The following is a 25,113-nucleotide window of genomic DNA, read 5'->3' on the forward strand; positions in this document are numbered from 1 at the left end:
GAAGAGCAGTTGTTCGAAAAACGGAAACTTATTTGTTCTGGAACGGGCCCCAGTCGGGCTCGCGGATATCTCCACCCTGCCCCGCCAGACGCGCCTTGATCTTGCCGTCCAGCGTGGTGGTCATCAGGGCTTCGCGACCCTGCTGCTGCGTGGCGTAGACGATCAGCCGGCTATTGGGAGCAAAGCTGGGATTCTCATCGGCGGAGGTGTCGGTCACCGCCGTCACGCTGCCCGACTTCAAATCCATCACGTGCAGCTTATAGGCGCCGCCCACGCGGGAAATGTAGGCCAACCACTGACCATCGGGACTGATGCTGGGTGAAATGTTGTAGGACCCGTTGAAGGTCACGCGCTCCGCGCCTCCCCCGCTGGCTGCCACGCGGTACACCTGGGGCGAACCTCCACGGTCGCTGACGAAGTAGATGCTGCGGCCGTCGCTGGAGAACACGGGCTCCGTGTCGATGCCGCTGCTTTGCATCAGGCGGCGCGGCTCACCGCCGTTAGCGTCGATGGTGTAGAGCTGCGAGCCCCCGTCGCGGCTGAGGGTCACTGCCAAGGTACGGCCATCGGGCGACCAAGCAGGGGCACTGTTGGAGCCACGGAAATTGGCGATCAAACGGCGGCGGCCTGTGGCCACGTCATGCACGTACACCACCGGCTTGCGCGACTCGAACGATACGTAAGCCAGCTGGGTCCCGGTGGGCGCCCATGCGGGAGAAATGATCGGCTCAGGACTGGAAAGCGCTGACTGCGCGTTCTCGCCGTCCGCATCGGCCACCCAGAGGCTGTAGCGCGAGCCGGCTTTGGTCACATACGCAATGCGGGTTGAGAAGATACCGCGCTCGCCCGTGAGTTTTTCGTAGACGAAGTCGGCAATGCGGTGCGCCACCAGACGCAGGTCGGCCTGCGTGACCACGAAGCTCTGGCCGCCCAGGTCCTGCGCCTTGACCACGTCCCACAAGCGGAATCGGACGTCGAAACGGCCGTCGGCCAAGCGCGTGATGCTGCCGGAGGTGAGTGCGTCGGCCTTGCGCTGACGCCACAGGGACAGATCGGGACGGGACGATTCATCCAGCGCGACACCCGACGCGTCCACGCCCAAAAAGCGCCCGCTGCGCTCCAGGTCAGCCTGGACGATGGCGGATATTTTCTGCGGCGATTGCGGTTCGCCACGGAACGGTGCGATCGCAATGGGCAGTTGCGTCAGGCCTACGCCCGTGATTTCCACACGGAACTGCGCAAGCGCTGAAAGGGAGGAACTGGCAGCCAAGGCTGCAACGGCGTGGCGCCGCGAAAGCTGCGGCAGAGCCGTGCGGAAGGAAAGGGTATTGGGGATGCGGTCAATAGTCATTGGAACCATCGAATAACCGTCAAATGCCGGCAAACAGAGCCTCGCATGTTACACATAGCGTAGCGTGCCATGTGACAAACTGTGCCGGTCTGCAATAGCCGAAACGTAGAATCCGCCCCTCATGCAAGATTCGAATCATAGCGCGCCAAAGACCACTTTGCAGCAAGCTCCGCAGTCTCTTTCGCTCTGGGAGCGGTTGCGCAGACTCCATCCGTACTTCGGCCACCAGCGGCTGGCATGGACCATGGCGGTGTTGGCGACGATCGTCGCGGCCGCCACCGAGCCATTGATTCCCGCGCTTCTCAAACCATTGCTGGACCAGGGTTTTACAGAAGGATCGCTGGAGCTGTGGATGGTTCCCGTGGCCATCATCGGCGTCTTCCTGGTACGTGGGCTGGCCCAGTTCACGGGACAGTACGCCCTCACGCGCATCGCCAACGAGGGCATGCTGCGCCTGCGCACGGCGCTGTTCGAGCGGCTGCTGGCGGCGGACATGGGGCTTTTCCATCGCCAGTCGGCCAGCGCACTGTCCAACACCGTGGTGTATGAGGTGCAGACCGGGTTCACCTCGCTGGTCCAGGCGCTGCTGGGCCTATCGCGCGACGGTTTCACGCTGGTCGCCCTGCTGGGTTATCTCATCTACCTGAACTGGCAACTCACGCTGATCGTGGCCGTGCTGGTGCCGGGGGTGGCCTGGGTGATGAAGACGCTCTCGCGGCGCCTGTACAAGATCACTAAAAGCAGCCAGCAGGCCACCGACGACCTGGCCTATGTGGTCGAAGAGAACGTACTGGCCCACCGTGTGGTACGCCTGCACGGCGCCCAGGCCGAGCAGGCCGCGCGCTTTGACACGCTGAGCCAGCGCCTGCGCCGCCTGGCCATCAAATCCACGATCGCCTCGGCCGCCATGACGCCCACCACGCAGCTGCTGTCCGCGGGCGCGCTGTCCACCGTGATCTGCATCGCCCTGTGGCAAAGCCATGGCAACGGTGCCAAGGACGTGACCGTGGGCGGTTTCGCCTCGTTCATCGCGGCGATGCTGATGTTGATAGCGCCCATCCGCCGCATGGCCGACATCGCCAACCCCATCACGCGCGGCGTGGCGGCGCTGGAGCGGGGCCTGGCCCTGCTGCACGAGGCGCCGGCCGAGACAGGCGGCACGCACACCGCGCAGCGCGCCCAGGGGGCGATTGCCCTGCGCAACGTGACCGTGTCCTTCCGGCCCGACCAGGCGCCCGCACTGGACGCCGTGAGCCTGGACATCCGCCCGGGCGAAGTGGTGGCGTTCGTCGGCCCCTCCGGTGCCGGCAAGACCACGCTGGTGAACCTGCTGCCGCGCTTTCTCAGCCCCAGCAGCGGCCAAGTGCTGCTGGATGGCGTGGCGACCGACCAGTGGGCGTTGCCCAGCCTGCGCGCGCAATTCGCCATGGTGAGCCAGGACGTGGTGATGTTCAACGACAGCGTCGCCGCCAACGTGGCGCTGGGCGCTGCCGTGGACGAGCAACGTGTGCAGCACTGTCTGGACGCAGCGAACCTCGCCGAGTACGTGGCCAGCCTCCCGCAGGGTATGCACACCGTGGTGGGACACAACGCGACGCAGCTGTCGGGCGGACAGCGGCAGCGGCTGGCCATCGCGCGGGCGCTCTACCGCGACGCTCCGGTGCTCATCCTCGACGAGGCCACCTCGGCACTGGATACCGAGTCCGAACGCCTGGTACAGCAGGCCCTGCAGCGCCTCATGCAAGGGCGCACCACGCTGGTGATTGCCCACCGCCTCTCCACCATCGAACACGCGGACCGCGTGGTGGTCATGGAGCAAGGGCGCATCGTCGAGCAGGGCCCCCACGCGGAGCTGTTGGCCCGGGGCGGCCTGTACGCGCGCCTGCGCGCACATGGCGGCGCGTGACGACCACCAAAAACAATAGCTGCTTGCGCTAGCCCTGTAAGCGATTCGGCACTATTTTGGCCTGAAACCGCCAGCTGACAACCGCGAGAAGCTCCGTTATTCATAGCATACGCGCCCGAGGGCCTACCATTTCCCGCGGTCCGGCTGGCGGCGGCGTACGGCCTCCGCCACCAGTTGCACCATGTCCTGCCGGTCGGCGCGCATGGCGAAATCCACGGCCGACAGGCCCAGTTGGTTCTTCAGCGATGGGTCGGCCCCCTCGCTGATCAGCAGGCGCGCCGCATCCGCCGTGCCGTAGCGCACGGCCATCATCAGCGGCGTGGTGCCGTTGGGCGATGCAGCGTCGATGTAGGCGTGATGCTCCAGCAACAGCGCCACCATGGCCGCGGCATCGCCCGTGGTGCTCGCAGCGGCATAGTGCAGCGGCGCCCAGCCGGTCTTGTTGACGTCCGCCTCGCGCGCGATCAGGCCGCGCGCAGCGGGCAGATTGCCGCGCAAGGCGGCCATCATCAGCGCGCTTTCGTCCTTGGCATTGCGCTCCTCCACCTTCAGCCCCTTGGCGGCGATCAGCACCTCGGCCACCTGCCGCGCTTCCTCGCGCAGGGCCAGGATCAGCGCGGGCTGCCCCTTGGGATCGCGCGCGTTGGGGTCAAACCCGCGGCGCAGCAGCGAAGCCACCGTGGCGGCATCGTCGCGCGCGATGGCACGCAGGAAATCGTCGTACGCGCCGGCATGCGCCAGCCCCGCGGTGCCGGCGGCAACCGCGGCGAGCCACGCCAGGGCGCTGCGACGCTGCAACAGGCTCTTCATACTGCCTCCTTGCTCAAGAAAAGTTGCTCGAAGTTACGGCTGGTTGCCTCGGCCACCTGCTGGACGCTCAGCCCCTTCACCTGTGCCAGCTGCTGGGCGACGTAGGGCACGTAAGACGGGTTGTTGGTCTTGCCCCGGTAAGGCACCGGCGCCAGATACGGGCTGTCGGTCTCGATGAGCAGGCGGTCCATGGGCACAAAGGCGGCCACGTCGCGCAGGTCCTGCGCGTTCTTGAACGTGACGATGCCCGAGAACGAGATGTAGTAGCCCAGGTCCAGCGCCGCGCGGGCCACCTCGGCGGTTTCGGTGAAGCAGTGGAACACGCCGCCCGCACGGTTGCCCGCTCCGTCCTCGCCCTCTTCGCGCAGGATGGCCAGGGTGTCCTGCGAAGCGCTGCGCGTGTGGATCACCAGCGGCTTGGCCGCCGCGCGCGCGGCGCGGATATGCGTGCGAAAGCGCTCGCGCTGCCACTCCAGGTCGGCGATGCTGCGGCCGCCCTTGCGGTCGTCCATGCCGTAGTAGTCCAGCCCCGTCTCCCCGATGGCCACCACGCGCGGCAGCGCTGCGCGCTCCAGCAGGTCCCGCACGGAGGGCTCGGCCACGCCTTCGTTGTCCGGGTGCACGCCGACCGTGGCCCAGAAGTTGTCATAGCCGGTCGCCAGCGCGTGCACGGCGGAGAACTCCTCCATCGTGGTGCAGATGCACAGCGCGCGGTCCACCTGCGCCTCGGCCATGGCCTGGCGGATCTGCGGCAACTGGCTGATGAGTTCGGGAAAGTTCAGGTGGCAGTGGGAATCGACAAACATGGTGGTCTCGAAAAACAAAAATGCCGACCGGCGGGCGCGGTCGGCATCCTGCGGGGCCCGCGAAGGGTTGCCCTTAGATGGTCTGCGTAGCCCGTTCAGACGCCAGGGCCGTGCCCAGCACTTCCTCGATCTTGTGCTTGAGCTGGCGCGACTTCTCGTCCTTGGGAAACTGGATGCCCACGCCCTGCGTGCGGTTGCCCGCGGCGCGCGCGGGTGTCACCCAGGCCACGCGGCCGGCCACGGGGTAGCGCTGCGGGTCGTCGGGCAGCGTGAGCAGCACGTACACATCATCGCCGAGCTTGTATTCGCGCGCCGTGGGCACGAAGATGCCGCCCTCTTCAAAGAACGGGATATAGGCCGCGTACAGCGCGGCCTTTTCCTTAATGTTCAGCTGCATGACGCTGGGGCGCGGCGCTGTGGAGGGACTGCTCATAGGTCGTAGAAGGCTTTCAATGGCGCGAGTTTAGTGTGTGGCGCGCCTGCGCCACAAGCGACTCCAGCATCAGGCCGGCGTTGAAGGGGTGCTCGGCCGTGCGCGCCTCCTTGGCGAGGGCGCGCGACCAGCGCGTGAGCGGCCCCACGCCGGGCGGCGTGGGCAAGTCGGCGGGCGAGAAATAGCGCGGCTGTGCACCCACGCGTTGCGCCAGCAGATCGTGGCAGAGCTTTTGCAAGGCATCTACGGCCTGTGCGGGTTCCAGCCCGGCCAGCGCCGACACGTCGCCGCGCGCCACGGCCTTGGGCAGCAGCGCCCAGGTCTGCGGGCTGCGGCCCGCACGCGCCAGGGCCAGTGCGTCGTCAGGCCGGCCGCCGGCGGCGCGCAGCAGGGCCTCGGCCGCGTCCGCGGGCACGCCCTGCTCTACCAGCCATTGCTGGCTTTGGGCCGGATCGGGCCACTGCAGGGTGTGCCCCAGGCAGCGGCTGCGGATGGTGGGCAGCAGTTCGTGCGCGGCCTCGGTGGCCAGCACAAAGCGCACGTCGCCCGGAGGCTCCTCCAGCGTCTTGAGCAGCGCGTTGGCCGTCACATGGTTCATCTGCTCTGCCGGGTAGACCAGCACGGCCTTTCCGCGGCCGCGCCCGCTGGTGCGCTGGGCGAACTCCACCGCGTCGCGCATGGCCTCGACGCGGATCTCGCGGCTGGCCTTGCGCTTCTTGTCCTCGATCTCGGCCTGCGCCTTCTCGGGCAGCGGCCAGCCCAGGGCCAGCGCCTGCGTTTCGGGCATGAGCACGCACAGGTCGGCATGCGTATGCACATCGATGCCATGGCAGCTGGCGCACTGGCCGCAGGCGCCGTGCGCGGTGGGCGCATCGCACAGCCAGGCGCGCACCAGCTCCAGCGCCAGCGTGTACTGGCCCAGGCCGGACGGGCCCTGCAGCAGCCACGCGTGGCCGCGCTGGGCCAGCAGCGCCTGGCGCTGCGCGGCGATCCAGGGGGCGACCGCACTCATGGCGTCTGCGCCAGCCAGCCGCGTGCGGCCACCACGGCACGCAGCTGCGCGGCAACCTGCTCGCGCGGCTGCGACGAGTCGATGCGCGCAAAGCGCTGCGGCGCTCCCGCGGCGCGGTCGGCATAGCCACGCGCCACGCGGGTGAAGAACTCCACGGGCTGCGACTCGAAGCGGTCGGGCGCGCGCGCGGCGGACAGGCGCTGCGCGGCCACCTCAGGTGGTACGTCGAACCACAGCGTGAGGTCCGGATTTCGCATCAAATCGGGCTGCAGACCAACACCAGTCTGCGCAAGGCGCTCCATATACGATAGCACTTCCAGATCGAAGCCGCGCCCTGCGCCCTGGTAGGCAAAGGTGGCATCGGTGAACCGGTCGCACAACACCACCTCGCCGCGTGCCAGCGCCGGCTCGATCACGCAGCGCAGATGGTCGCGCCGCGCGGCGAACACCAGCAGCGCTTCGGTCAGCGCGTCCATGCTGTCGTGCAGCAGCATCTCGCGCAGCTTCTCGGCCAGCGGTGTGCCGCCGGGCTCGCGCGTCAGGGCCACGGTATGCCCCGCAGCGCGCAGCGCCTGGGCCAACGCGTCGATGTGCGAGGACTTGCCCGCGCCGTCGATGCCCTCGAAGGTGATGAATGCGCCGTTGGTCATTTCTGGCCGCGTTGGTAGCGGTTCACCGCACGGTTGTGGTCTTGGAGCGTGCTGCTGAAGTGGCTGGAACCGTCGCCGCGCGCCACGAAGTACAGCGCCTTGGTGGGCGCGGGCTGCACCGCGGCCAACAGCGCCGCCTTGCCGGGCATGGCAATCGGCGTGGGCGGCAGGCCCGCACGTGTGTAGGTGTTGTAGGGGGTGTCGGCGGTCAGGTCACGGCGGCGCAGGTTGCCGTCGAACTTCTCACCCAGGCCGTAGATCACCGTGGGGTCGGTCTGCAGCAGCATGCCCACGCGCAGGCGGTTGCTGAACACGCCGGCGATCTGCGCGCGGTCTTCGGCGCGGCCGGTTTCCTTCTCGACGATGCTCGCCAGGATCAGCGCCTGGTCGGCGGATTGGAGCGGCGTGTCCGGCGCGCGCTGCGCCCAGGCCGCGTCCAGACGCCGGTCCATGGCGTGCAGCGCGCGACGCAGCACGGCAATGTCGCTGCTGCCCTTGGCATAGGTGTAGGTGTCGGGAAAGAAGCGCCCCTCCGCGGGCACGCCCGCGCGGCCCAGGCGCTCCATGATGTCCGCGTCGCTCAGGCCCTGGCTGTCGGGCTTGAGCTGCTCGGCCCGCGCCAGCGCCTGGCGCACCTGGCGAAAGGTCCAGCCTTCCACCAGCGTGACGGCGCGCAATGCCTCCTCGCCGCGCACCAGCTTCTGTAGCAGCGCGTAGGGGCTGGTGCCCTGGGGAATCTCGTAGTTGCCGGCCTTGATCTCGCGGTCCTTGCCCGACAACCGGAACCACAGGAACAGCACGTCTGCATCCGTGGCCATGCCCGACCGCACCACCGCGCGGGCCACGCCGCGTGGCGTGGTGCCAGGCTCGATCTCCAGCTCCAGCGGCTGGCCGGCGGGCACGTCCGCGCGCACCGGCAACGGCGCCTGCAGCCACCAGGCGGCCACAGCGCCCACGGCGATCACGATGAGCAACACCAATGCGAGGAAACGACGCACAACCCTGCAGCCTGTATGAAAGAAGCCGGGCATCATAATTCAGCCATGACCGACTCCATGCCAGTGCCCCCGTCCCTGCCTGCGGACGGCGTAGTCCCCCTGTCCCACCTTGGCGTGATCCGCGTGGCCGGTGAAGACGCCGCCAAGTTCCTGCACGGCCAGCTGACGCAGGACTTCGCGCTGCTGGATCTGCACCACGCCCGCCTGGCGGCGTTCCTGACCGTCAAAGGCCGCATGCAGGCCAGCTTCATCGCCTTCAAGCGCAGCGAGGCCGAGGTACTGCTGGTCTGCGCCCGCGACCTGCTGGCGCCCGCGCTCAAGCGCCTGTCGATGTTCGTGATGCGCGCCAAGGCCAAGCTGACCGATGCCACCGGCGACTTTGCGCTGTACGGCCTGCTGGGCGACGCCGCCCGCGCCGTGCTACCCGCTGGCGAGCCCTGGGCCAAGGCCGATGTGGGGGATGCCAGCGTGGTGCAGCTCTACCCCGCCGAAGGGCAGCCGCGCGCGCTGTGGGTAGCGCCCGCTGGCAGCGCTGCGCCCGCTGGCGCAGCCCTGACTGAAGCGCTGTGGCTGTGGAGCGAGGTGCGCAGCGGTATCGCCACCCTGACCGCGCCCGTGGTCGAGGCCTTCGTGCCGCAGATGCTGAACTATGAGTCCGTGGGCGGCGTGAACTTCAAGAAGGGCTGCTACCCCGGCCAGGAGGTCGTGGCGCGCAGCCAGTTCCGCGGCACGCTCAAGCGGCGCACTTACCTGGCACATGCCCCTTCGGCCGTGGCCGTGGGTGCTGAAGTGTTTGCCGACGGTGACGCCGAACAGCCCGTGGGCACGGTGGTGCAGGTTGCGGCCGCACCCACCGGCGGCGTGGATGCGCTGGTGTCGCTGAAGATCGCAGCCACCGGCGGCGCACTGCGGGTGGGCGCCGCGGATGGCGTGGCGCTCACGCTGCTGCCGCTGCCCTATGCGCTGCTGGAAGACATTTAAGCAAAAACAGGCGCTAGCGCTTATTTGACAAGCGCTAGCAGCTATCAATAAAGAAGCAGTCAGCCCTGCAGACTGCGCCGCATGGTGATGTGGGCAATGCCCGCCTCCTCATACGGTTGGCCTACGGCCTCAAAACCTGCGCGGCGGTAGAACGCCTCGGCGCTGCACTGGGCATGCAGCCTGACCTGCGCGTCGCCGCGCGCGCGTGCCGCCTGCACCAATGCGTCCAGCACCATGCGGCCCCAACGCTGGCCGCGCAACACGCGATCCACCGCCATGCGGCCGATGCGCGCCTGGCCCGGCGCATCCTGCAGCAGTCGGCCCGTCGCCACGGGCAGACCCAGGCGGTTGTAGGCGACGGCGTGCACGGCGGTGGCGTCCAGCGCGTCCAGCTCGATCTCGGGCGCAATCCCCTGCTCCTGCACGAACACCGCCGTGCGCAGCGCCGTGGCGTCGCGCCCCAGCGTGGCCCAGTCGCCCACGCGCAGCTCCACCATCTCGCCGCCGGCCTCGAAGTGCTCGATCATCGCGCGCAGCGCGGGCGGCACCGCGCGCTTGGTCTGCGTGGCGGGGTCGGCAAACACATAGACCAGTTCCACGGTCACCAGCAGCCGATCGCCAGCGAACATGCTGGCCTCGAACACCAGCGACGTGGTGCCCACGCGCGCGCAGCGCATGCCCACGTCCAGCAGGTCGTCGAGCCGGGCGGAGGCGTGGTACTCGACGCTGGCTTTCTTGAGGTACACCTCGCCGCCCAGCGCCTGCATGCCGGTTTCGTACGGCAACGCCAGCGCGCGCCAGTATTCGGTCATGGCGCAATCAGCGTAGGTGAGGTAGTGGGCATTGAAGACGATCTTCTGGATGTCCACCTCTGACCAGCGCACGCGCAGGCGGTGAAAACAGCGGAAGTCAGAGCGTTGCATGGCGTGTTTCCGTCGAAGGGATCAGTCGAGTTGAAAGGCGCTGCGCAGCGCGGCGGCAGCATCGGCATGGGCCTGGCGCGCCTCGGGAAGGGCGCGACCCATCTTGATGAATTCGTGCGTCACGCCGCGGTAGATCTCGAGCTGCACCGGCACGCCCGCGGCACGCAGCTTGTCCGCGTACTCCACGCCCTCGTCCACCAGCGGGTCGTACTCGGCCAGACCGATCCAGGCCGGCGCCACGCCCTCGGCGTCGGGCGCGAGCAAGGGGGCGAAGCGCCAGTCCTCGCGCTCGGCGCGGCTGGGGATGTACTGGTCGAAAAACCAGCCAATGGCCGCGCGTTCGAGCACCAGGCCGTGCGCGAACTCGGTGTGCGAGGGCGTGTCCTGGTGCGCCGTGGTGCCGGGGTAGATGAGCAACTGCAGCGCCAGGGGCAGCCCGGCATCGCGCGCCTGAAGAGCGCACACCGCGGCCAACGTGCCGCCTGCGCTGTCGCCGCCCACCGCCAGGCGCGACGGGTCGGCGCCCAGCGTGGTGGCGTGCTGCGCCAGCCAGGCCAGCGCGTCCCACGCATCGTCGCTGGCCGTGGGGAACGGATGCTCGGGCGCGAGCCGGTATTCCAGCGACACCACCATGCAGCCGGCCAGCCGCGCCAACTCGCGGCACAGCACGTCGTGGGTGGCAATGCTGCCGATGGTGAAGCCGCCACCGTGCAGGTACAGCAGCAACGGCAGCGCCTGCGCGTCAGAGGCCGTGGGTGCATACAGGCGCGCGGGCAGCGGGGTGCCGTCGCGTGCGGGGACGCGCAGGTCTTCCACGCGCGGCAAGGCCGCCTTGGGCAGCTCCAGCACCCCGGCACCCAGTTCATAGGCAGCGCGGGCCTGTGCAGGGCTCAGGGTGTGCAGTGGGGGGCGCCCGGCGCGCGCCATGCCGTCGATGACGTTGCGCATCTGCGGCGTGAGCCGCGCGTGGTGGGGGGAAGGCACATGGGAAGCGGAACCGGGCGTCGTCAACGGAAAAGTCCTTGGGTTATTGGAAGTGCACCTGCACCGGCTGCGCGCCGGGCAGGCCCAGATAGGTTGCCGTGACGCTCAGGCCGGCGCGCGGGGGCAGCAGCGGAGAAAACGACCCCAGGCTCACCAGGTCGCCGGGCTGCAGCGTGATCTCCTCCTGCTGCAGCGCCTGGGCCAGCCAGACCACGGCGTTGAGCGGATGCCCGAGGATATCGCTGCCCTTGCCGCTGGCGAGCAGCGCGCCGGAATGGTCCGTGAGCTGCACGGTCATGCGCTCCAGCGCGTCCAGCAGCGCATAGCGCTCGCCGCGCGTCGCTGGCACGGCGATAGGCTGCCCGGCGATACCCAGGCGCGCGCCCACGTTGATCGCGCCTACGCCGGCGCCGTTGAGCTGGGGCGGCGCCTGCACCACCAGGTCGGGTAGCTCGATGAAGGGGATCACCTGGTCGATGTGCTGCAGCACCTCCTCGGGCGTACGCGCGTGGTTGACGGCGGCGTCCTTCACGCGTACCAGCAGGTCGGCCTCGTACAGCGGGCGCGCCCCAAACGCGGCGGGCACGGTGCTGCCGCCGGGGCGCACCATGCCCTCGTACAGCTTGCCCCACACCGGCTTGTCGGTGTTGAAGCGCTTTTGCACCGCGGGGTTGGTGAGGCCGGCTTTGTAGCCCACCACCTTGCCCAGGCGGGCGCCCAGCAGCGCATTGAACTTGGCGCGGGTGCAGGCGCCGTCGGCGTCAGACAGCGCCGGGAAGTTGGGCGCGGGGGTCTTGGCGGCGTAGTGCGAGGCCATCGCTCCCACCGCAGCGTCGCTGAGGCACTCGGCCTGGGCGCCCAGGCCGGTCGCCAAGGTGACCCCCGCGCACAGGGCGATGAGGGTTTGCTTCATGGTCATGCGTGTCTCCTGGTTGTAGTGTGTCGGGCGATCCTACTGGCACTCCCTCTCTTTCGCACACCATGGCTTTCATCTACTACGTCACCCAGATCCAGTTCGAATTCGGCGCCGTGCGCCTGCTCGCAGCAGAATGCGAGCGCATCGGCATCACCCGCCCCCTGGTGGTCACCGACCCCGGCGTGAAGGCCGCCGGCGTGCTGCAGCAGGCGCTGGACGCCCTGCCCGGCCTGAACGTCGCCGTGTTCGACCAGACGCCCTCCAACCCCACCGAAGCGGCCGTGCGCGCGGCCGTGGAACTCTACAAGGCCCAGGGCTGCGACGGCCTGATCGCCGTGGGCGGTGGCAGCGCCATCGACTGCGCCAAGGGCATCGCCATCGCCGCCACGCACGACGGCCCGCTCACGCACTACGCCACCATCGAGGGGGGTTCGCCGCGCATCACCGAGCGCGCCGCGCCGCTGATCGCCGTGCCCACCACCAGCGGCACCGGCAGCGAGGTGGCGCGCGGCGCCATCATCATCGTGGATGACCACCGCAAGCTGGGCTTTCACTCCTGGCACCTGGTGCCCAAGGCCGCCATCTGCGACCCCGGCCTCACGCTGGGCCTGCCGCCCCTGCTGACGGCCGCGACGGGCATGGACGCCGTCGCGCACTGCATGGAAACCTTCATGTCCGCCGCGTTCAACCCGCCGGCGGACGGTATTGCGCTCGATGGCCTGGAGCGCGGCTGGCACCATATCGAGGCCGCCACGCGCGACGGCCAGGACCGCGACGCGCGCCTGGCCATGATGAGCGCCAGCATGCAGGGCGCCATGGCCTTCCAGAAGGGCCTGGGCTGCGTGCATTCCCTGAGCCACAGCCTGGGCGGGCTGAACCCGCGCCTGCACCACGGCACGCTGAACGCCGTGTTCCTGCCCGCCGTGGTGCGTTTCAACGCGCAAGCCGAATCGGTGCGCAAGGAGCGCCGCCTGGAGCGCATGGCCCATGCCATGGGCCTGGCCTCCGCCAGCGACATCCCCGATGCCATCCGCGACATGAGCGCACGCCTGGGCCTGCCCACGGGGCTGGCCGCCATGGGCGTGACCGACGCCGTGTTCGACGACGTGATCAAGGGCGCCCTGGCCGACCACTGCCACAAGACCAATCCCCGCCTGGCCACGCCGGACGACTACCGGGAGATGCTGGTCCAGTCGCTCTGACCCGCGGCAGCGTTCGCCGAGCAGGCGCCCGGCGGCCTCGCTACACTGGTGCGCTTAACATTTATTAACACGCATTCCGCCGGTTCGGCGGGGCCGCGTACCGCATGCGCACACACCCGCTTTCCAAATGGCTGACGCAAGGCACCTACCCGCGCCTGTACGTTCCCATTGTGCTGATCATGGTGGCGGTCACGCTGGTGCGCTACCACGCGCTGGTGGGCGCCGAGCGTGAGCAGGCGCAGCTGCGCATGCGCGCAGAGCTGCAGGCAGCCGCGTACGCCGTGCTGCAGGCGCTGGACGAGCCTGCCGGCAATGCCGCAGCGCAGGAGCGCCTGCGCCAGGCCGCGCAGGTCGCGGACGCACCGATCCAGTCCATCCGCTGGGAACTGCCCTCCCGCCCGGCCGTCGACCTGCGCAACGCCATGCCGCCCACCAAGGCGCCGCCGTGGTTCGTGCAGCTGCTGGACCTGCCCACGCCGCGCCACACGGTGGCGCACCGGCTGGCGGACGGCCGCACGGGGCAGCTGGCGCTGGCGCTGTGGCCCCAGCACTACGTGGACCGCGCCTGGAGCGCCATGGCCACGCAGCTGCGCATCACGGCGCTGAACATCTTCACCATCCTGCTCCTGCTGACCCTGATCCTGCGCGCGAACGACCGCATGCTGGACCGCATGCGGCACGCGGCGGAGCGCTTCAAGCAAGGCCACCTGGACGCGCGCATACGCCGCACGGGCACGCTGGAGGCGCGCGAAATCGCCGACACCTTCAACGACATGGCGGGCAAGGTCCAGTCCTTGGTGCTGTCCCTGCAGGAAACCCAGCGGCAGCAGAACGAGCAGCTGCACTTTCGCCGCCAGCTGGTGAACGCCCTGCCTCTGCCTTTGTTCGTGCTGGGCGCGGATGGCGCGCACCTGGAGACCAACAAGGCCTGGCGCGAACTGCTCAATGCCTCCCGCCCTTCCACCGTCGCGGGCACGCTGGACCAGCTCTGGGCCGATGGCGTGGACTCCTCCATCGTCCTGGCCCAGCGGCTGTCCGACCGGCCCTCGGGATGGCAGACCACCGCACGCCCCTTGCAGGGCGTGCCGCACGAGATGGCCTGCTACCACGCCACCTTCACCGCGCCCGACGGCGTACCCGCCGGCACCATCGGCGTGCTGGTGGACATGACGGAGCACACCCAGGCACTGCAGGCAGAGCGCGCCGGCAGCGCGTGTGCGGAGGCCGCGCTGGACGCCGTGGCCGATGGCGTCATCACCATGGACGCGCAGGGCCTCGTGCGCACGATCAACGGCGCGGCCCAGCGGGTCATCGGGCTCGCGCAGGGGCAGACGGTCGGCCGCCACGTTGATGAGGTCTTTCTCCTGGAGCCACCGCACTCCGTGCTCGCCGCCTCGGGAACGCAGGGGCATGCTGCGCACGGCGCGGGCGCCGCGGCCACCGCGATCCTCGCCTGCCATTCGGGTGCGCCGCGCACGGTGGACTACTCCGTGGCGGCCGTGCACGCGCCCGACGGCACCGCCGCGGGCCACGTACTGGTCTTTCGCCCCCGGTGACGTTGCCGCGGCACGCCGCGGCGGACACGCTCACAGCGGCTGGACGCGGGCGGGATCGGGCCGCCGCAGCCACTGCGCCCACTCGTCCGCCAGCTGCTGCGCCGCCGCCGCCGCGGTGCTCCAGGCACGGGCGCGCGCGGCCGTATCGGTGCCGTAGCGGGTGAAATCGGTGCGGTCCGGCAGCTTGCCGCCGGGCAGGCTGCGCACCCAGTCGGGATGGGGCGACAGCAGCACCATGCGGTCCAGCGCCGGCGTGGCGCGGTGGCGCCAGGGCAACCCCTTGTCCATCCAGCCGGGTACCACGCGGTGCTGGAAGTGCGGGTAGAGCACGATCCCCGGTGCACTTTCTAAGCCGTTTTGGCCTGCAACACCCGCGGGTAAAGCGGTATCAGCTATATTTTTAATAGCGATTGGCGCCTGATAACGCAGGTGCAGGTGGTAGTCGGTGATGCCCCCATCCCAGTAGGCGCCGCGCGGTGCGCCGGCGATGTCGTGCACGGCGCGCAGCACGAAGGGAATGGAGCAACTGGCCTGCAGCGCGGGCATGAAGTTCTGCGCGGTCAAGGCCACCTGGTGGGTGCGGAAGTCGCGCACGTCAAACGGCAGTGCGCCCGGCGCAGCGGTGGAGAACACCACGCGGTCCAGCCACAGCGCCAGCGCGCGGCGGTGCAGCGCATTGCTGGCGAAAGCGCCCAGGTAGCCCAGCGGCGTGCCCCAGCGGTGCTCGCGCGCCAGCAGGTGGCGCCCGCGCGCGGCGACGATGTGCAACCGGTAGCGCGCATGGCCCAGCACCGTGTCCACACGGCCGCCAAAAAAGGCCTGCAGGTTCTGCCCGAACTGCGCGCTCACCGCGTCCGCCGTCGGGCGGCGCGCGCCGGGGGGCAGCTCGTACTCCTGGTGGATGTAGTCGTGCTCCAGGCGCACGAAGGCGGCCAGGCTGTGGTCCAGGCAAGCCGTGGCCATGCGCCACGCGCCGATCGACGCACCTATCAGGTCCACCGGCTGCGCCGACTGCGGCAGCCATTCACCAAAAACAAACCGGTCCAGCGGGCCGAGGATGAGTCCCTTCGGGCCGCCCGCGGCCGCGGGAATCACGGCCACGTCGCTCGGCGCCAGGCCATGGCGCCCGATGTGCTGCAGCGCCTGCGGACCGGCATGGATGCACAGCGCCTTCATCACGCCCCCGCCCCACGCATGCGCCGGCTCACACGTAATCGCCCGCGTCGGGGCGGACCTTCCAGTCAATCGGGTCCTGCTGCAGCACCATGTCGATGTCCAACCCCAGCGCGATGCCGACTTCGCCGGGGAAAGACCCCGCCAGCTCGCGCGCATCCAGCCCCGCCTCGCGCGCGCGGGCGCGCCACGCGGCCAGGTGCAGCACGCCCGCCAGCGGCTCGTACACATCGTTGTCGAACGGCGCATGGTGGTGGCGCAGCGCGTCCACCACGGTCTCGGGCAACTGCCAGCGCCAGGCCAGCCCCGCGCTCACATGGGCGTAGCAGTAGCCGCACAGGTGCTGCTCGAGCCGGGCGCGGCGCAGGTCCAGCGGGCCCACCAGGCTGTTGAGGGTCTGCATGCGGCCCGCGTCGGCCAGGTGCATGGCCAGCTCGCCCACCCCGTGCAGCAGGCCGGCCGTGTAGGCAGCGATCTGGTTGTGGTGCACCAGCCCGGCGAGCGCGCGTGCCACTTTGGCCGTGTGCAGGCTGTAGCGCCAGAAGTGCTGCAGGTTCATCCCCGGCACCGAGCGCGACGTGGTCCCCAGCGGCGCGGACGCCACCAGCGCGCGCAGTTGGGACACCCCCAGAAGCGCCAGCGCCTCCGGAATACCGCCGATCTGGCGCTGCGCGGCGAATGGAGGCGTGTTCGCCTCTTCCAGCAGGCGTGCGGCCAGTGCAGGGTCGGTGCCGAAGAGCTGGTTCAGGCGCCGCAGGTTGGGCTCGACCGCGCTCAGCTCGTTCATCAGCAGCGCCACCGCGCGTGGCAGGCTGGGCAGCGTGATGGGCTGCTCCAGCAGTGCGTTCAACTCCATGGATCGGATCGCCCAGACAGGAAAGTCGGGCCATTATCCATGCAACTCTTACGGTTGTTTACGGGCAGCGCTTCAGCGCTTGCCCTGCTGCAGCTTGGCGAAGGCCGAGGCCATGGCCGAGGGCTGTGCCGGCTCGGCCGCGCGGCGCGGCGGGGCGTAGCCACGGCCCGCGCCTTCGAAGCGGTTGTCGCGCGGGCCGTCGCGGCGCGCGGGTGCGGCGTCCAGCTTCATGCTCAGGCTGATGCGCTTGCGCGCCGCATCCACCTCCAGCACCTTCACTTTGACGATGTCGCCGGTCTTGACCACCTCGCGCGCATCCTGAACGAACTTGTGGCTGAGCTGGCTCACGTGCACCAGCCCGTCCTGGTGCACGCCCAGGTCCACGAAGGCGCCGAACTGGGCCACGTTGCTCACCGTGCCCTCCAGCACCATGCCCTCGCGCAGGTCGGCAATGTCTTCCACGCCCTCGTTGAAGCGCGCCACCTTGAAGTCGGGGCGCGGGTCGCGGCCGGGCTTTTCCAGCTCGCCCAGGATGTCGCGCACGGTGATCACGCCGAACTTCTCGTTGGCGAACAGCTCGGGCTTGAGCGTCTTGAGCATCTCGGCGCGGCCCATGAGCTCGGCCACCGGCTTGCCGGTCTTTTCCATGATCTGCTCGACCACGGGGTAGGTCTCGGGGTGCACGCCGGTCATGTCCAGCGGGTTGTCGCCATCGCGGATGCGCAAGAAGCCCGCCGCCTGCTCAAAGGTCTTGGCGCCCAGGCCGCTGACTTCCATGAGCTGCTTGCGGTTCCTGAAGGCGCCGTGCTGCTCGCGCCAGCGCACCACGGCCTTGGCCACGCTGCCCGACAGGCCCGACACGCGCGCCAGCAGCGGCGCGCTGGCGGTGTTCAGGTCGACGCCCACGGAGTTCACGCAGTCCTCGACCACGGCGTCCAGCGTGCGCGCCAGCTCGCTCTGGTTCACGTCGTGCTGGTACTGGCCCACGCCGATGCTCTTGGGCTCGATCTTCACCAGCTCGGCCAGCGGGTCCTGCAGGCGGCGCGCAATGCTGGCGGCGCCGCGCAGGCTCACGTCCACGTCGGGCATTTCCTGGCTGGCGTACTCGCTGGCGGAATACACCGAGGCGCCGGCCTCGCTCACCACTATCTTTTCAATAGCTGGCAGCGCTTGCCCCGCCTGGTCTACCGCCTGTTTTTGCATTAATTTAATCAACTCGGCCGCCAGCTTATCGGTTTCGCGGCTGGCGGTGCCGTTGCCAATGGCGATGAGCTGCACGCCGTGCTTCATGCACAGGCGGCCCAGCGTGGCCAGGCTGCCGTCCCAGTCGCGGCGCGGCTCGTGCGGGTAGACGGTGGCGGTCTCCACCAGCTTGCCGGTGCGGTCCACCACGGCCACCTTCACGCCAGTGCGGATGCCGGGGTCCAGCCCCATCACGGCGCGCGGGCCGGCGGGCGCGGCCAGCAGCAGGTCGCGCAGGTTGTCGGCAAACACCTTGATGGCCACCTTCTCGGCCTCCTCGCGCAGGCGCGAGAACAGGTCGCGCTCGGTGGAGAGGCTGAGCTTCACGCGCCAGGTCCAGGCCACGCACTTGCGCAGCAGGTCGTCGCTCTTGCGGCCCTGGTGGCTCCAGCCCAGGTGCAGGGCGATCTTGCCCTCGGCAATGCTGGGCTGGCCCGGCTCGGGCTTGAACGTGGAATTCGCCTGCGGCTCAGGCAGCACCAGCTTGGCCTCCAGAATCTCCAGCGCGCGGCCGCGGAACACCGCCAGCGCGCGGTGCGAGGGCACGCGGCCAATGGGCTCCTCGTAGTCGAAGTAGTCGCGGAACTTGGCGACCTCGGGGTCGTTCTCGTTCTTGCCCTCCACCTTCTTGCTGCGCAAGAGCCCCTCGGCCCACAGCCATTCGCGCAGCGACTGCACCAGCACGGCGTCCTCGGCCCAGCGCTCGGACAGGATGTCGCGCACGCCGTCGAGCACGGCGAAGGTGGTCGAGAAGTCGGGCCCCGGCTTGCCGTCATCGAGCGTGGTGGCGGGCTGGCAGAAGGCCTGGGCCTCGGCGTGCGGGTCCAGCGTGGGGTCGGCCAGCAGCTTGTCGGCCAGCGGCTCGATGCCGAACTCCTTGGCAATCTGGCCCTTGGTGCGGCGCTTTTGCTTGAAGGGCAGGTAGATGTCTTCCAACTCCTGCTTCGTTGGAGCAGCAGCAATGGCAGCGCGCAATGCGTCGGTCAGCTTGCCCTGCTCGTCGATGCTTTTCAGCACGGCCACGCGGCGGTCTTCCAGTTCGCGCAGGTAGGCCAGGCGCGCTTCGAGCTCGCGCAGTTGCACATCGTCCAGGCCGCCGGTCACCTCCTTGCGGTAGCGTGCGATGAAGGGCACGGTGGCCCCGCCATCGAGCAGCTCCACCGCTGCGCGGACCTGGGATTCGGTGACTTTGATTTCTGCGGCCAACTGCCGAACGATCTGCTGCATGTGCCTTCTGAGACGGGTCAAAACACGAAGCGCGCGAGTTTGCCACAGGGCCATGGGCCAAAATGGCCGCGTCCAACTCGTTGCCCCCGCATGAAAAGCGCCCTGTTCGTCGATTTCGACAATGTTTTCTCCGGCCTGCGCCGGCTGGATCCCATAGCAGCCGACCATTTCGCCTCCCAACCACAGTCATGGATGCACTGGATTGCCCAATCGCTAGAGCCTCCACCACACGCACCAGCAGGCGCGCGGCGCCTGCTGGTGCGCCGCTGCTACTTGAACCCGCAGGTGTACCAACGTTTTCGCCCCGCGTTCAACCGCGCCGGCTTTGAGATCATCGACTGCCCCGCAATGACCAGCGGCGGCAAGACCAGCACCGACATCCACATGGTGCTGGATATCGTGGATCTGCTGCAGCACCAGGTGCACTACGACGAGTTCATCGTGCTGTCAGCGGACGCCGACTTCACGCCCGTGCTGCGCAAGCTGCGCCGCTGGGACAGGCGCACGACTGTGCTGGCAATCGGATTTCCCTCGGCGGCATACCAGGCCAGTGCTGACCTGCTGATCGATCAAGATGCCTTTTTGCGCGAAGCGCTGCGCCGCGAGGAGACCGAAACACCCGCCGCCGTATCAGCGCCACCCATGTCACCCGCTCCATCGCAGGCCAGCCTCATCCAGGCTGCGGCCCGTTTCATCAGCCAGTCCGTGGCCCATTCGGACAGGCCTGTCGCCCTGCCATGGCTGGCCAGCAAGGCGCCAATCCAAGTGGTCGGGCTGGATGCTGTCACCTGGGCTGGGCTGGGCAGTTTTCGTAAGCTGGTGGATTCACTGCGCCTGGCCCCACTCGTTGTGGACTGGGAATCAGGCGTGGTACTCGACCCCGCACGCCACACCCCTTCTGTACCCACGGGCGCCCTACCCGTCCCGGACCAAAACACCCTGGCCGCCATCGCCCAACTGGTGCGCGCCGAAGTGGTCAAGGCGAAGGCGCCCGTGCCCTGCGGGCGGCTGGCCCAGGCGATCATCGACCAGTATGGAGTGGCTGCATCCGACTGGTGCGGCAAGGGATCGTTTCGCAAGCTGCTGGAGGCGCTCTCGCTGGCACCATTGCGTGTCGACTGGACCAATGGCGGCGGCCACGTTCTGCACCCGCAACAACAGAACAATGGGCTGGTGGAGTGGGGCCGCGATGGCGATCTATTGCCACTGCTGAGGCAGGTCAACGCCGCCACCGGCATGCCGCTTCTGCCACCGCCCGCCTTCCAGGCCCTGCTGGCCCAGATTGCCGCCGACGCCACCCACCACCCCTTTTCCCTCACCGAAACCGGCAAGCGTGTGCGCGACCGCTGCCGAGATGCTGGACTGCCCATCAACCGCAGCACAGTGAGCTTCGTGCTCAAGGGCATCTTGCTCGGAGGCCACATGTTCGGAGAACACACTAATGATGCGCATGCGCTGGGCACACGGTTCGTGAACAGCATTCTCGATCTGTGCCAGACCGAGCAGCTGACCCTGGACGACGCACAGAAAGAGCAATTGCGTGACTGGGCCACGCGTGGCGCATCACCGCAGTGACTCCCGCCCCGCCCTTCCCCCTCCGCACCGAATGCCCGCCCGGCGCCTGCGTGTGCGAGCGCGACACGCTGATGCGCACGCCCGGCGGTGATGTGCGCATCCTGCGCCTCACGCGCGAGGAGGAAAAGCGCCTCGTGCAGCGCCTGGAGAGCCTCACCAGCCTGGCCGACCTGCGCCACATGGAGCAGCGCCTGTTCGAGCAGCTCGGCGTGCGCCTGACCATCGGCACCAGCCCCAACGAGGTGCGCAGCCTGCGTGGCATCACCGTGCTGGTCCAGGACCAGCCGGGCCTGTGCCGCAAGACGCGCCAGGCCATCCCCGCGGCCATCAAGAAAAGCATGGAGCGGCACCCCGAGATCGTCTACGCCCTGCTCAACGCGGGCGGCCTGTTCGAGGGCCTGTGATCCATGCAGGACGATCTGTTTGGCGGTGCGCCGCCATCGCCCTCAGCATCGCCCTCAGCACCGCCACGACCACCGGAAGACACCCCCGCCCGCCCACGGGAAAAGGCGCCCACCCGCCGCACCGGCGTGCATCCCGCAGCCTGGGACGATGACCTGCACGCACTCGCCAACCGGCTGCCGTCCACGCTGCGGCTGGGCACCTCCTCCTGGAGCTACCCTGGCTGGCAGGGCCTGGTGTGGGAGGGGGTGCATTCCGAACAGCTGCTGGCCCGCAAAGGCCTGCCCGTGCTGGCCCAGCATCCGCTGATGCGCACCGTGAGCATCGACCGGAGCTTCTACCGCCCGCTCACGGCCAGCGACTATGCGCGCTACGCGGCCCAGGTGCCGGCGGACTTCCGCTTTGTGGTCAAGGCGCCCAGCCTGGTCACCGACGCGCTGGTGCGCAGTGAGGACGGCCGTGGACGCGAGCCCAACCCGGCCTTCCTGGACGCGCAGTTGGCCGCCCAGGAGTTCGTGGCGCCCGCACTGGAGGGGCTGGGCCAGCGCACCGGCGCGCTGGTGTTCCAGCTAAGCCCGCTGCCCTGGAACCTGCTGGACCGCCTGCCCGAGGTGTTGGAGCGACTGCGCACGCTCTTGCAGGCCCAACCGGCGCTATGCCCCGCGGCGCCCGACGCCGTGCTGGCCGTCGAGGTGCGCGACCCCGAATGGCTGGCGCCCGCGCACCTGCCCCACTTCGCCGACGTACTGCGCAGCAGCGGTGCCACCTACTGCCTGGGCCTGCACGCGCGCCTGCCACCCCTGGCCGAGCAACTACCGCTGCTGCGCCTGCTCTGGCCCGGCCCACTGGTCTGCCGGTGGAACCTGAACCCCGTGCACGGCCCGCAGGGGTATGAAGCCGCTGAAAAGGGCTACGCGCCCTACGACCGCATTCACGACCCCGATCCCGACAACCTGGCGCTGCTGGCGCGCACGGTGGCGGGCATCTGCGGACGGGGCCAAAACGCCTTCGTGACCATCAGCAACCACGCGGAAGGCTGTGCGCCGCTGACAGTGCAGCGGCTGGCGGAACCGGTGGTTCTTTATGATCAAAAACAGCTCTAGCGCTTGACTGGCAAGCGCTGGCAGCTATCTTTTTTGACGATCTGACGATCACGGACTGCCGCGCCCGCACGACGTTCTTCTTGTGCCAAAAGGAGGCCAAGAACACCGCCCACATGGGGCGCACAAGCGCCACGGCTCAGGCCCTCTTACCGCTGCCTCACCCGCAGCGAGCTGCACACCCCCGCAACCACCGCGCACGCCCCCGCCACCAGCAGTGCCAGCGACTCCGCGCTTCCATCGTGCCCCGGCCGCAGGGCGAAGATGGCCGCGAGCGACACGGCGCCCAGTGTCTGGCCCGTCAGGCGCGCGGTGCCCAGCATGCCGCTGGCCGCGCCGCTGCGGTGCAGCGGGGCCGAGGTGACGATGGTGTGGTTGTTGGGCGACTGGAACAGCGCAAAGCCGGCACCGCACAGCGCCATGCGCCAGGCCACGTTCCAGTCCGCGGGCTGCGCGGGCATCAGGCCCAGCGAGACCAGGCCGGCAGCAAACACCGCCATGCCAATGCCGCCGAGCAGGCCGTCCGGGTAGCGGCCAATCAACCGGCCCGCCAGCGGCGCCACCACGGCGGTGGCCAGGGGCCAGGCCGTGATGAGCAGCCCGGCCTCCAGGTGGGTGCGGCCCTGCGCCTCCAACAGCAGGAAGGGCAGCGACAGAAAGCCCAGCATCTGCGCGCAGAACGCCCCCACGGACGAGCCCATCGACAGGGCGAACACCGGAATGCGCAGCAGGTCCACCGGAAACAGCGGCGCCGCCAGGCCGCGCTGGCGCCACAGGAACACCGCCCCCACGGCCACGCCCGCGGCCAGCAGGATCGCACCCGTGGCCGCGCTGCCGCCCTGCGCCGCGCTGCGCACGCCCAGTTGCTCCCCGCCCAGAAACAGCAGCGTGAACATGGCGCCGTTGAGTAGCACGTCGATGGCGGAAAAGCGCGGCGCATGGTTGGCGGATGGAGGATTGGCCGGCAGCGCGCGCCGCCCCAGCCACCAGACTCCGACGCCCAAGGGCAGGTTCATGGCAAACAGCCAGGGCCACGACGCCACCGACAGGATGGCCGCCGCCACCGACGGCCCCGCCATGGACGCGGTGGCCACCACCAGCGAATTGATGGCCATGCCGTGGCCCAGCTGCGCGCGCGGGTAGATCAGGCGCACCAGCGCCGCGTTCACGGCCATCACGCCCGCGGCGCCCAGGCCCTGCAACGCCCGCGCGGCAATCAAGGCGGGCATGCTGGCCGCCAGCATGGCGCCCACCGACGCCAGCGCGAACAGCGCCATGCCCACCAAGTACACGCGCCGATAGCCCACGCGCTCGCCCAGCGCGGCCAGCGGCAGCAGCACGACCAGCGTGGCGAGCTGGTAGGCGTTGACCACCCACACGCTCTGCGCCGCGCCCGACTGCAACTGGCGTGCGATGTCGGGCAGCGCCAGGTTGACGATGCTGCTGTCGAGCACCGCCAGCGTGAGCCCGAGAACGATGACCAGCATCGCCTGGCGGCGTGCGGGCTGCGGCAGGCCGTCGGCCAGGGGCGGCGCACCCACGGGTAAGCCGCTCATGGCCGGCGCTCCGGGGCGATGTCTTTCGCGGCGCCGTGCGCGATGCGCTGCGCGCCCGCCGGCCCCAGCGTGATCCAGGTCAGCGCCACCCCCGTCAGCGCCCCCGTGGCCATGCCCACCACCATGGGCAGGGGCGCGTCGCTGGCAAACAGGCCCACCGCCGCCATGGCGAGGGTGCCGATCAGCATCTGCAGCGTGCCCATGAGGGCGGACGCCGTCCCCGCAATGGTGCCGTGCTCCTCCAGCGCCAGCACGGAGGTGGTGGGGATCACCAGCCCCATCAGCGCACTGGCGACGAAGTACAGCACCAGCAGCACGGCCAGCCGGTCGCCGCCCAGCAGGTAATGCGCCAGCAGGGCCAGCATGACCGCGCCCGCGCCGCTGGCGGCCGCCTTCACCACCGGCGCCATGCCGTAGCGCCGCCCCAGCCGCGCCGTGAGCTGCGCGCTGGCGAAGAAGGCCGCCGCGTTGACCGAAAACGCCACGCTGTACTGCACGGGCGACAACCCGTAGTGGTTGATCAGCACGAAAGGCGAGCCCGCCAGGTAAACGAAGAAACCCGCCATGGAGCAGCCGCCGATGCCCACCAGCCCCAGGTAGTGCCAGTCGCGCAGCAGCGTCGTGTAGGCCGCGGCCGCGCTGCCCACGGAGCTGCGCACCCGCTGGCCGGCGGGCCGTGTCTCGTGCAGCGCCCGCTGGACCAACACCAGCCCGGCCAGCGCCGCCACCGCGACCACCCAGAACACGCCGCGCCAGCCGGCCAGCGCGATCACGCCGCTGCCCACCAATGGCGCCAACAAGGGCGACACGCTGAACACCAGCATCAGCAGCGACATGAGCCGGGCCGCCTCGGTGCCCGTGTGCAGGTCGCGCACCACCGCGCGCGGAATCACCATGCCCGCCGCCGCGCCCAGCCCCTGCACAAAGCGCAGCAGCACGAGCGTGTGCACGTCGGTCGCCAGCGCGCAGCCCACGCTGGCCAGCGTGAACAGGCCCAGCCCGAAGAACAGCGGCGGCCTGCGCCCGACCATGTCGGACACCGGGCCGTAGACCAACTGGCCCACGCCCAGTGCGAGGAAGAAGGCCGTCAGGCTCCACTGCACCGCCCCCACGTCGGCCCGCAGCGCCGCGCCGATGGCCGGCAGCGCCGGCAGGTACATGTCGATGGCAAATGGGCCGATGGCGGAGAGCAGGCCCAGGATCAGGGCCATGCGGAAGAACGGGGAAAAGGGCATTCGGGCGATTGTCGCCACACTGGCCGGATCGTGCTGACGCGCTGCGCGAAGGCCCACATCGCCTCCCATGCAGCGCCGCGGCCGGCACCCGCGTGCGTTCGATGGCCGCAAAAGCCGCCCTTCCTGCCCGCTGTTCACGGGTTGCCTGGCCTTGCCGCCGCCCGACAATCGCGTGCGCGGTTCGGCCGCACTGTTCCTGCCGTCCTGTACTGCCTCGCC

At 69.3% G+C, this 25,113-nt stretch carries 22 protein-coding genes; 7 read left to right on the forward strand and 15 right to left on the reverse strand.

The annotated features are described in order from the left end of the window. Positions 1 to 28: 28 nt before the first annotated feature. Positions 29 to 1,351: a Tol-Pal system beta propeller repeat protein TolB gene (gene tolB / locus OX89_RS16010; RefSeq protein ID WP_047351354.1), complete on the reverse strand. Its 1,323-nt coding sequence runs from the start codon at positions 1,349 to 1,351 to the stop codon at positions 29 to 31. 121 nt (positions 1,352 to 1,472) lie between these two features. On the opposite strand from tolB, the gene msbA reads away from it, so the two are divergent. After that, positions 1,473 to 3,257 (forward strand): lipid A export permease/ATP-binding protein MsbA, encoded by a 1,785-nt coding sequence (msbA, locus tag OX89_RS16015; protein WP_047351355.1) that lies wholly within the window; start codon positions 1,473 to 1,475, stop codon positions 3,255 to 3,257. 123 nt (positions 3,258 to 3,380) lie between these two features. On the opposite strand, the gene OX89_RS16020 is transcribed toward msbA, so the two are convergent. From OX89_RS16020 to mltG, 6 genes are all read right to left on the reverse strand, one after another. Next, positions 3,381 to 4,067: an ankyrin repeat domain-containing protein gene (locus OX89_RS16020; protein ID WP_047351356.1), complete on the reverse strand. Its 687-nt coding sequence runs from the start codon at positions 4,065 to 4,067 to the stop codon at positions 3,381 to 3,383. After that, on the reverse strand, positions 4,064 to 4,873 hold the full coding sequence (locus OX89_RS16025; protein ID WP_047351357.1) for a TatD family hydrolase: 810 nt from the start codon (positions 4,871 to 4,873) through the stop codon (positions 4,064 to 4,066). The genes OX89_RS16020 and OX89_RS16025 overlap by 4 nt, the downstream gene beginning before the upstream one ends. A gap of 73 nt (positions 4,874 to 4,946) precedes the next feature. Further along, on the reverse strand, positions 4,947 to 5,306 hold the full coding sequence (locus OX89_RS16030) for a PilZ domain-containing protein (protein WP_047351358.1): 360 nt from the start codon (positions 5,304 to 5,306) through the stop codon (positions 4,947 to 4,949). A gap of 16 nt (positions 5,307 to 5,322) precedes the next feature. Beyond that, the gene (locus tag OX89_RS16035) at positions 5,323 to 6,318 is read right to left on the reverse strand and encodes a DNA polymerase III subunit delta' (RefSeq protein WP_011804988.1); all 996 of its coding nucleotides are present in this window, start codon (positions 6,316 to 6,318) and stop codon (positions 5,323 to 5,325) included. After that, positions 6,315 to 6,968, reverse strand: a complete 654-nt coding sequence (gene tmk, locus OX89_RS16040; RefSeq protein WP_011804987.1) for a dTMP kinase — start codon at positions 6,966 to 6,968, stop codon at positions 6,315 to 6,317. The genes OX89_RS16035 and tmk overlap by 4 nt, the downstream gene beginning before the upstream one ends. Further along, a complete protein-coding gene (gene mltG / locus OX89_RS16045; RefSeq protein ID WP_199856266.1) occupies positions 6,965 to 8,002 on the reverse strand; it encodes an endolytic transglycosylase MltG in 1,038 nt (345 codons plus the stop codon). The genes tmk and mltG overlap by 4 nt, the downstream gene beginning before the upstream one ends. Before the next feature lie 9 nt (positions 8,003 to 8,011). On the opposite strand from mltG, the gene OX89_RS16050 reads away from it, so the two are divergent. Beyond that, positions 8,012 to 8,947: a folate-binding protein YgfZ gene (locus OX89_RS16050; RefSeq protein ID WP_047351359.1), complete on the forward strand. Its 936-nt coding sequence runs from the start codon at positions 8,012 to 8,014 to the stop codon at positions 8,945 to 8,947. 59 nt (positions 8,948 to 9,006) lie between these two features. Here the strand turns inward: OX89_RS16050 and OX89_RS16055 are convergent, their stop codons facing one another. From OX89_RS16055 to OX89_RS16065, 3 genes are all read right to left on the reverse strand, one after another. Further along, complete coding sequence (locus tag OX89_RS16055; protein WP_047351360.1) at positions 9,007 to 9,870, reverse strand: YbgC/FadM family acyl-CoA thioesterase; 864 nt, start codon at positions 9,868 to 9,870, stop codon at positions 9,007 to 9,009. Between the two features lie 21 nt (positions 9,871 to 9,891). Further along, a complete protein-coding gene (locus tag OX89_RS16060) occupies positions 9,892 to 10,818 on the reverse strand; it encodes an alpha/beta hydrolase (RefSeq protein ID WP_199856269.1) in 927 nt (308 codons plus the stop codon). Between the two features lie 79 nt (positions 10,819 to 10,897). Continuing rightward, the gene (locus tag OX89_RS16065; RefSeq protein ID WP_047351362.1) at positions 10,898 to 11,773 is read right to left on the reverse strand and encodes a 2-keto-4-pentenoate hydratase; all 876 of its coding nucleotides are present in this window, start codon (positions 11,771 to 11,773) and stop codon (positions 10,898 to 10,900) included. Between the two features lie 62 nt (positions 11,774 to 11,835). Here OX89_RS16065 and OX89_RS16070 point away from each other — a divergent pair, with 62 nt between their 5' ends. Together OX89_RS16070 and OX89_RS16075 are read left to right on the forward strand one after the other, a co-directional pair. Further along, positions 11,836 to 12,972: an iron-containing alcohol dehydrogenase gene (locus tag OX89_RS16070; protein WP_047351363.1), complete on the forward strand. Its 1,137-nt coding sequence runs from the start codon at positions 11,836 to 11,838 to the stop codon at positions 12,970 to 12,972. A 104-nt stretch (positions 12,973 to 13,076) separates the two neighbouring features. Further along, a complete protein-coding gene (locus tag OX89_RS16075; protein WP_047351364.1) occupies positions 13,077 to 14,528 on the forward strand; it encodes a PAS domain-containing protein in 1,452 nt (483 codons plus the stop codon). Positions 14,529 to 14,558: 30 nt separating this feature from the next. On the opposite strand, the gene OX89_RS16080 is transcribed toward OX89_RS16075, so the two are convergent. From OX89_RS16080 to OX89_RS16090, 3 genes are all read right to left on the reverse strand, one after another. Next, a complete protein-coding gene (locus tag OX89_RS16080) occupies positions 14,559 to 15,704 on the reverse strand; it encodes a phospholipase (protein ID WP_047351365.1) in 1,146 nt (381 codons plus the stop codon). A gap of 28 nt (positions 15,705 to 15,732) precedes the next feature. Continuing rightward, positions 15,733 to 16,557, reverse strand: a complete 825-nt coding sequence (locus OX89_RS16085) for an HDOD domain-containing protein (protein ID WP_047351366.1) — start codon at positions 16,555 to 16,557, stop codon at positions 15,733 to 15,735. A 72-nt stretch (positions 16,558 to 16,629) separates the two neighbouring features. Then, positions 16,630 to 19,026: a Tex family protein gene (locus tag OX89_RS16090; protein ID WP_047351367.1), complete on the reverse strand. Its 2,397-nt coding sequence runs from the start codon at positions 19,024 to 19,026 to the stop codon at positions 16,630 to 16,632. Positions 19,027 to 19,116: 90 nt separating this feature from the next. On the opposite strand from OX89_RS16090, the gene OX89_RS16095 reads away from it, so the two are divergent. From OX89_RS16095 to OX89_RS16105, 3 genes are read left to right on the forward strand one after another with little or no spacing between them, the layout of a single operon-like run. Beyond that, positions 19,117 to 20,601, forward strand: a complete 1,485-nt coding sequence (locus tag OX89_RS16095) for an NYN domain-containing protein (RefSeq protein WP_047351368.1) — start codon at positions 19,117 to 19,119, stop codon at positions 20,599 to 20,601. Continuing rightward, the gene (locus OX89_RS16100; protein WP_047351369.1) at positions 20,598 to 21,005 is read left to right on the forward strand and encodes a hypothetical protein; all 408 of its coding nucleotides are present in this window, start codon (positions 20,598 to 20,600) and stop codon (positions 21,003 to 21,005) included. Before OX89_RS16095 ends, OX89_RS16100 begins: the two co-directional genes overlap by 4 nt. Positions 21,006 to 21,008: 3 nt before the next feature. Further along, complete coding sequence (locus OX89_RS16105) at positions 21,009 to 22,106, forward strand: DUF72 domain-containing protein (protein ID WP_047351370.1); 1,098 nt, start codon at positions 21,009 to 21,011, stop codon at positions 22,104 to 22,106. 146 nt (positions 22,107 to 22,252) lie between these two features. Here OX89_RS16105 and OX89_RS16110 read toward each other — a convergent pair whose 3' ends face one another. After that, complete coding sequence (locus OX89_RS16110; protein WP_047351371.1) at positions 22,253 to 23,659, reverse strand: MFS transporter; 1,407 nt, start codon at positions 23,657 to 23,659, stop codon at positions 22,253 to 22,255. Then, positions 23,656 to 24,894, reverse strand: a complete 1,239-nt coding sequence (locus OX89_RS16115) for a multidrug effflux MFS transporter (RefSeq protein ID WP_047351372.1) — start codon at positions 24,892 to 24,894, stop codon at positions 23,656 to 23,658. The genes OX89_RS16110 and OX89_RS16115 overlap by 4 nt, the downstream gene beginning before the upstream one ends. Positions 24,895 to 25,113: the final 219 nt, after the last annotated feature.

The sequence above is a fragment of the Diaphorobacter sp. J5-51 genome (assembly GCF_001023515.1).
Classification (GTDB): domain Bacteria; phylum Pseudomonadota; class Gammaproteobacteria; order Burkholderiales; family Burkholderiaceae_C; genus Diaphorobacter; species Diaphorobacter nitroreducens.

Coding starts and splice junctions, on each gene's coding strand:
- tolB (WP_047351354.1), bottom strand. CDS start 1,351: ATGACTATTGACCGCATCCCCAATACCCTTTCCTTCCGCACGGCTCTG.
- msbA (WP_047351355.1), top strand. CDS start 1,473: ATGCAAGATTCGAATCATAGCGCGCCAAAGACCACTTTGCAGCAAGCT.
- OX89_RS16020 (WP_047351356.1), bottom strand. CDS start 4,067: ATGAAGAGCCTGTTGCAGCGTCGCAGCGCCCTGGCGTGGCTCGCCGCG.
- OX89_RS16025 (WP_047351357.1), bottom strand. CDS start 4,873: ATGTTTGTCGATTCCCACTGCCACCTGAACTTTCCCGAACTCATCAGC.
- OX89_RS16030 (WP_047351358.1), bottom strand. CDS start 5,306: ATGAGCAGTCCCTCCACAGCGCCGCGCCCCAGCGTCATGCAGCTGAAC.
- OX89_RS16035 (WP_011804988.1), bottom strand. CDS start 6,318: ATGAGTGCGGTCGCCCCCTGGATCGCCGCGCAGCGCCAGGCGCTGCTG.
- tmk (WP_011804987.1), bottom strand. CDS start 6,968: ATGACCAACGGCGCATTCATCACCTTCGAGGGCATCGACGGCGCGGGC.
- mltG (WP_199856266.1), bottom strand. CDS start 8,002: ATGATGCCCGGCTTCTTTCATACAGGCTGCAGGGTTGTGCGTCGTTTC.
- OX89_RS16050 (WP_047351359.1), top strand. CDS start 8,012: ATGACCGACTCCATGCCAGTGCCCCCGTCCCTGCCTGCGGACGGCGTA.
- OX89_RS16055 (WP_047351360.1), bottom strand. CDS start 9,870: ATGCAACGCTCTGACTTCCGCTGTTTTCACCGCCTGCGCGTGCGCTGG.
- OX89_RS16060 (WP_199856269.1), bottom strand. CDS start 10,818: ATGCGCAACGTCATCGACGGCATGGCGCGCGCCGGGCGCCCCCCACTG.
- OX89_RS16065 (WP_047351362.1), bottom strand. CDS start 11,773: ATGACCATGAAGCAAACCCTCATCGCCCTGTGCGCGGGGGTCACCTTG.
- OX89_RS16070 (WP_047351363.1), top strand. CDS start 11,836: ATGGCTTTCATCTACTACGTCACCCAGATCCAGTTCGAATTCGGCGCC.
- OX89_RS16075 (WP_047351364.1), top strand. CDS start 13,077: ATGCGCACACACCCGCTTTCCAAATGGCTGACGCAAGGCACCTACCCG.
- OX89_RS16080 (WP_047351365.1), bottom strand. CDS start 15,704: ATGAAGGCGCTGTGCATCCATGCCGGTCCGCAGGCGCTGCAGCACATC.
- OX89_RS16085 (WP_047351366.1), bottom strand. CDS start 16,557: ATGGAGTTGAACGCACTGCTGGAGCAGCCCATCACGCTGCCCAGCCTG.
- OX89_RS16090 (WP_047351367.1), bottom strand. CDS start 19,026: ATGCAGCAGATCGTTCGGCAGTTGGCCGCAGAAATCAAAGTCACCGAA.
- OX89_RS16095 (WP_047351368.1), top strand. CDS start 19,117: ATGAAAAGCGCCCTGTTCGTCGATTTCGACAATGTTTTCTCCGGCCTG.
- OX89_RS16105 (WP_047351370.1), top strand. CDS start 21,009: ATGCAGGACGATCTGTTTGGCGGTGCGCCGCCATCGCCCTCAGCATCG.
- OX89_RS16110 (WP_047351371.1), bottom strand. CDS start 23,659: ATGAGCGGCTTACCCGTGGGTGCGCCGCCCCTGGCCGACGGCCTGCCG.
- OX89_RS16115 (WP_047351372.1), bottom strand. CDS start 24,894: ATGCCCTTTTCCCCGTTCTTCCGCATGGCCCTGATCCTGGGCCTGCTC.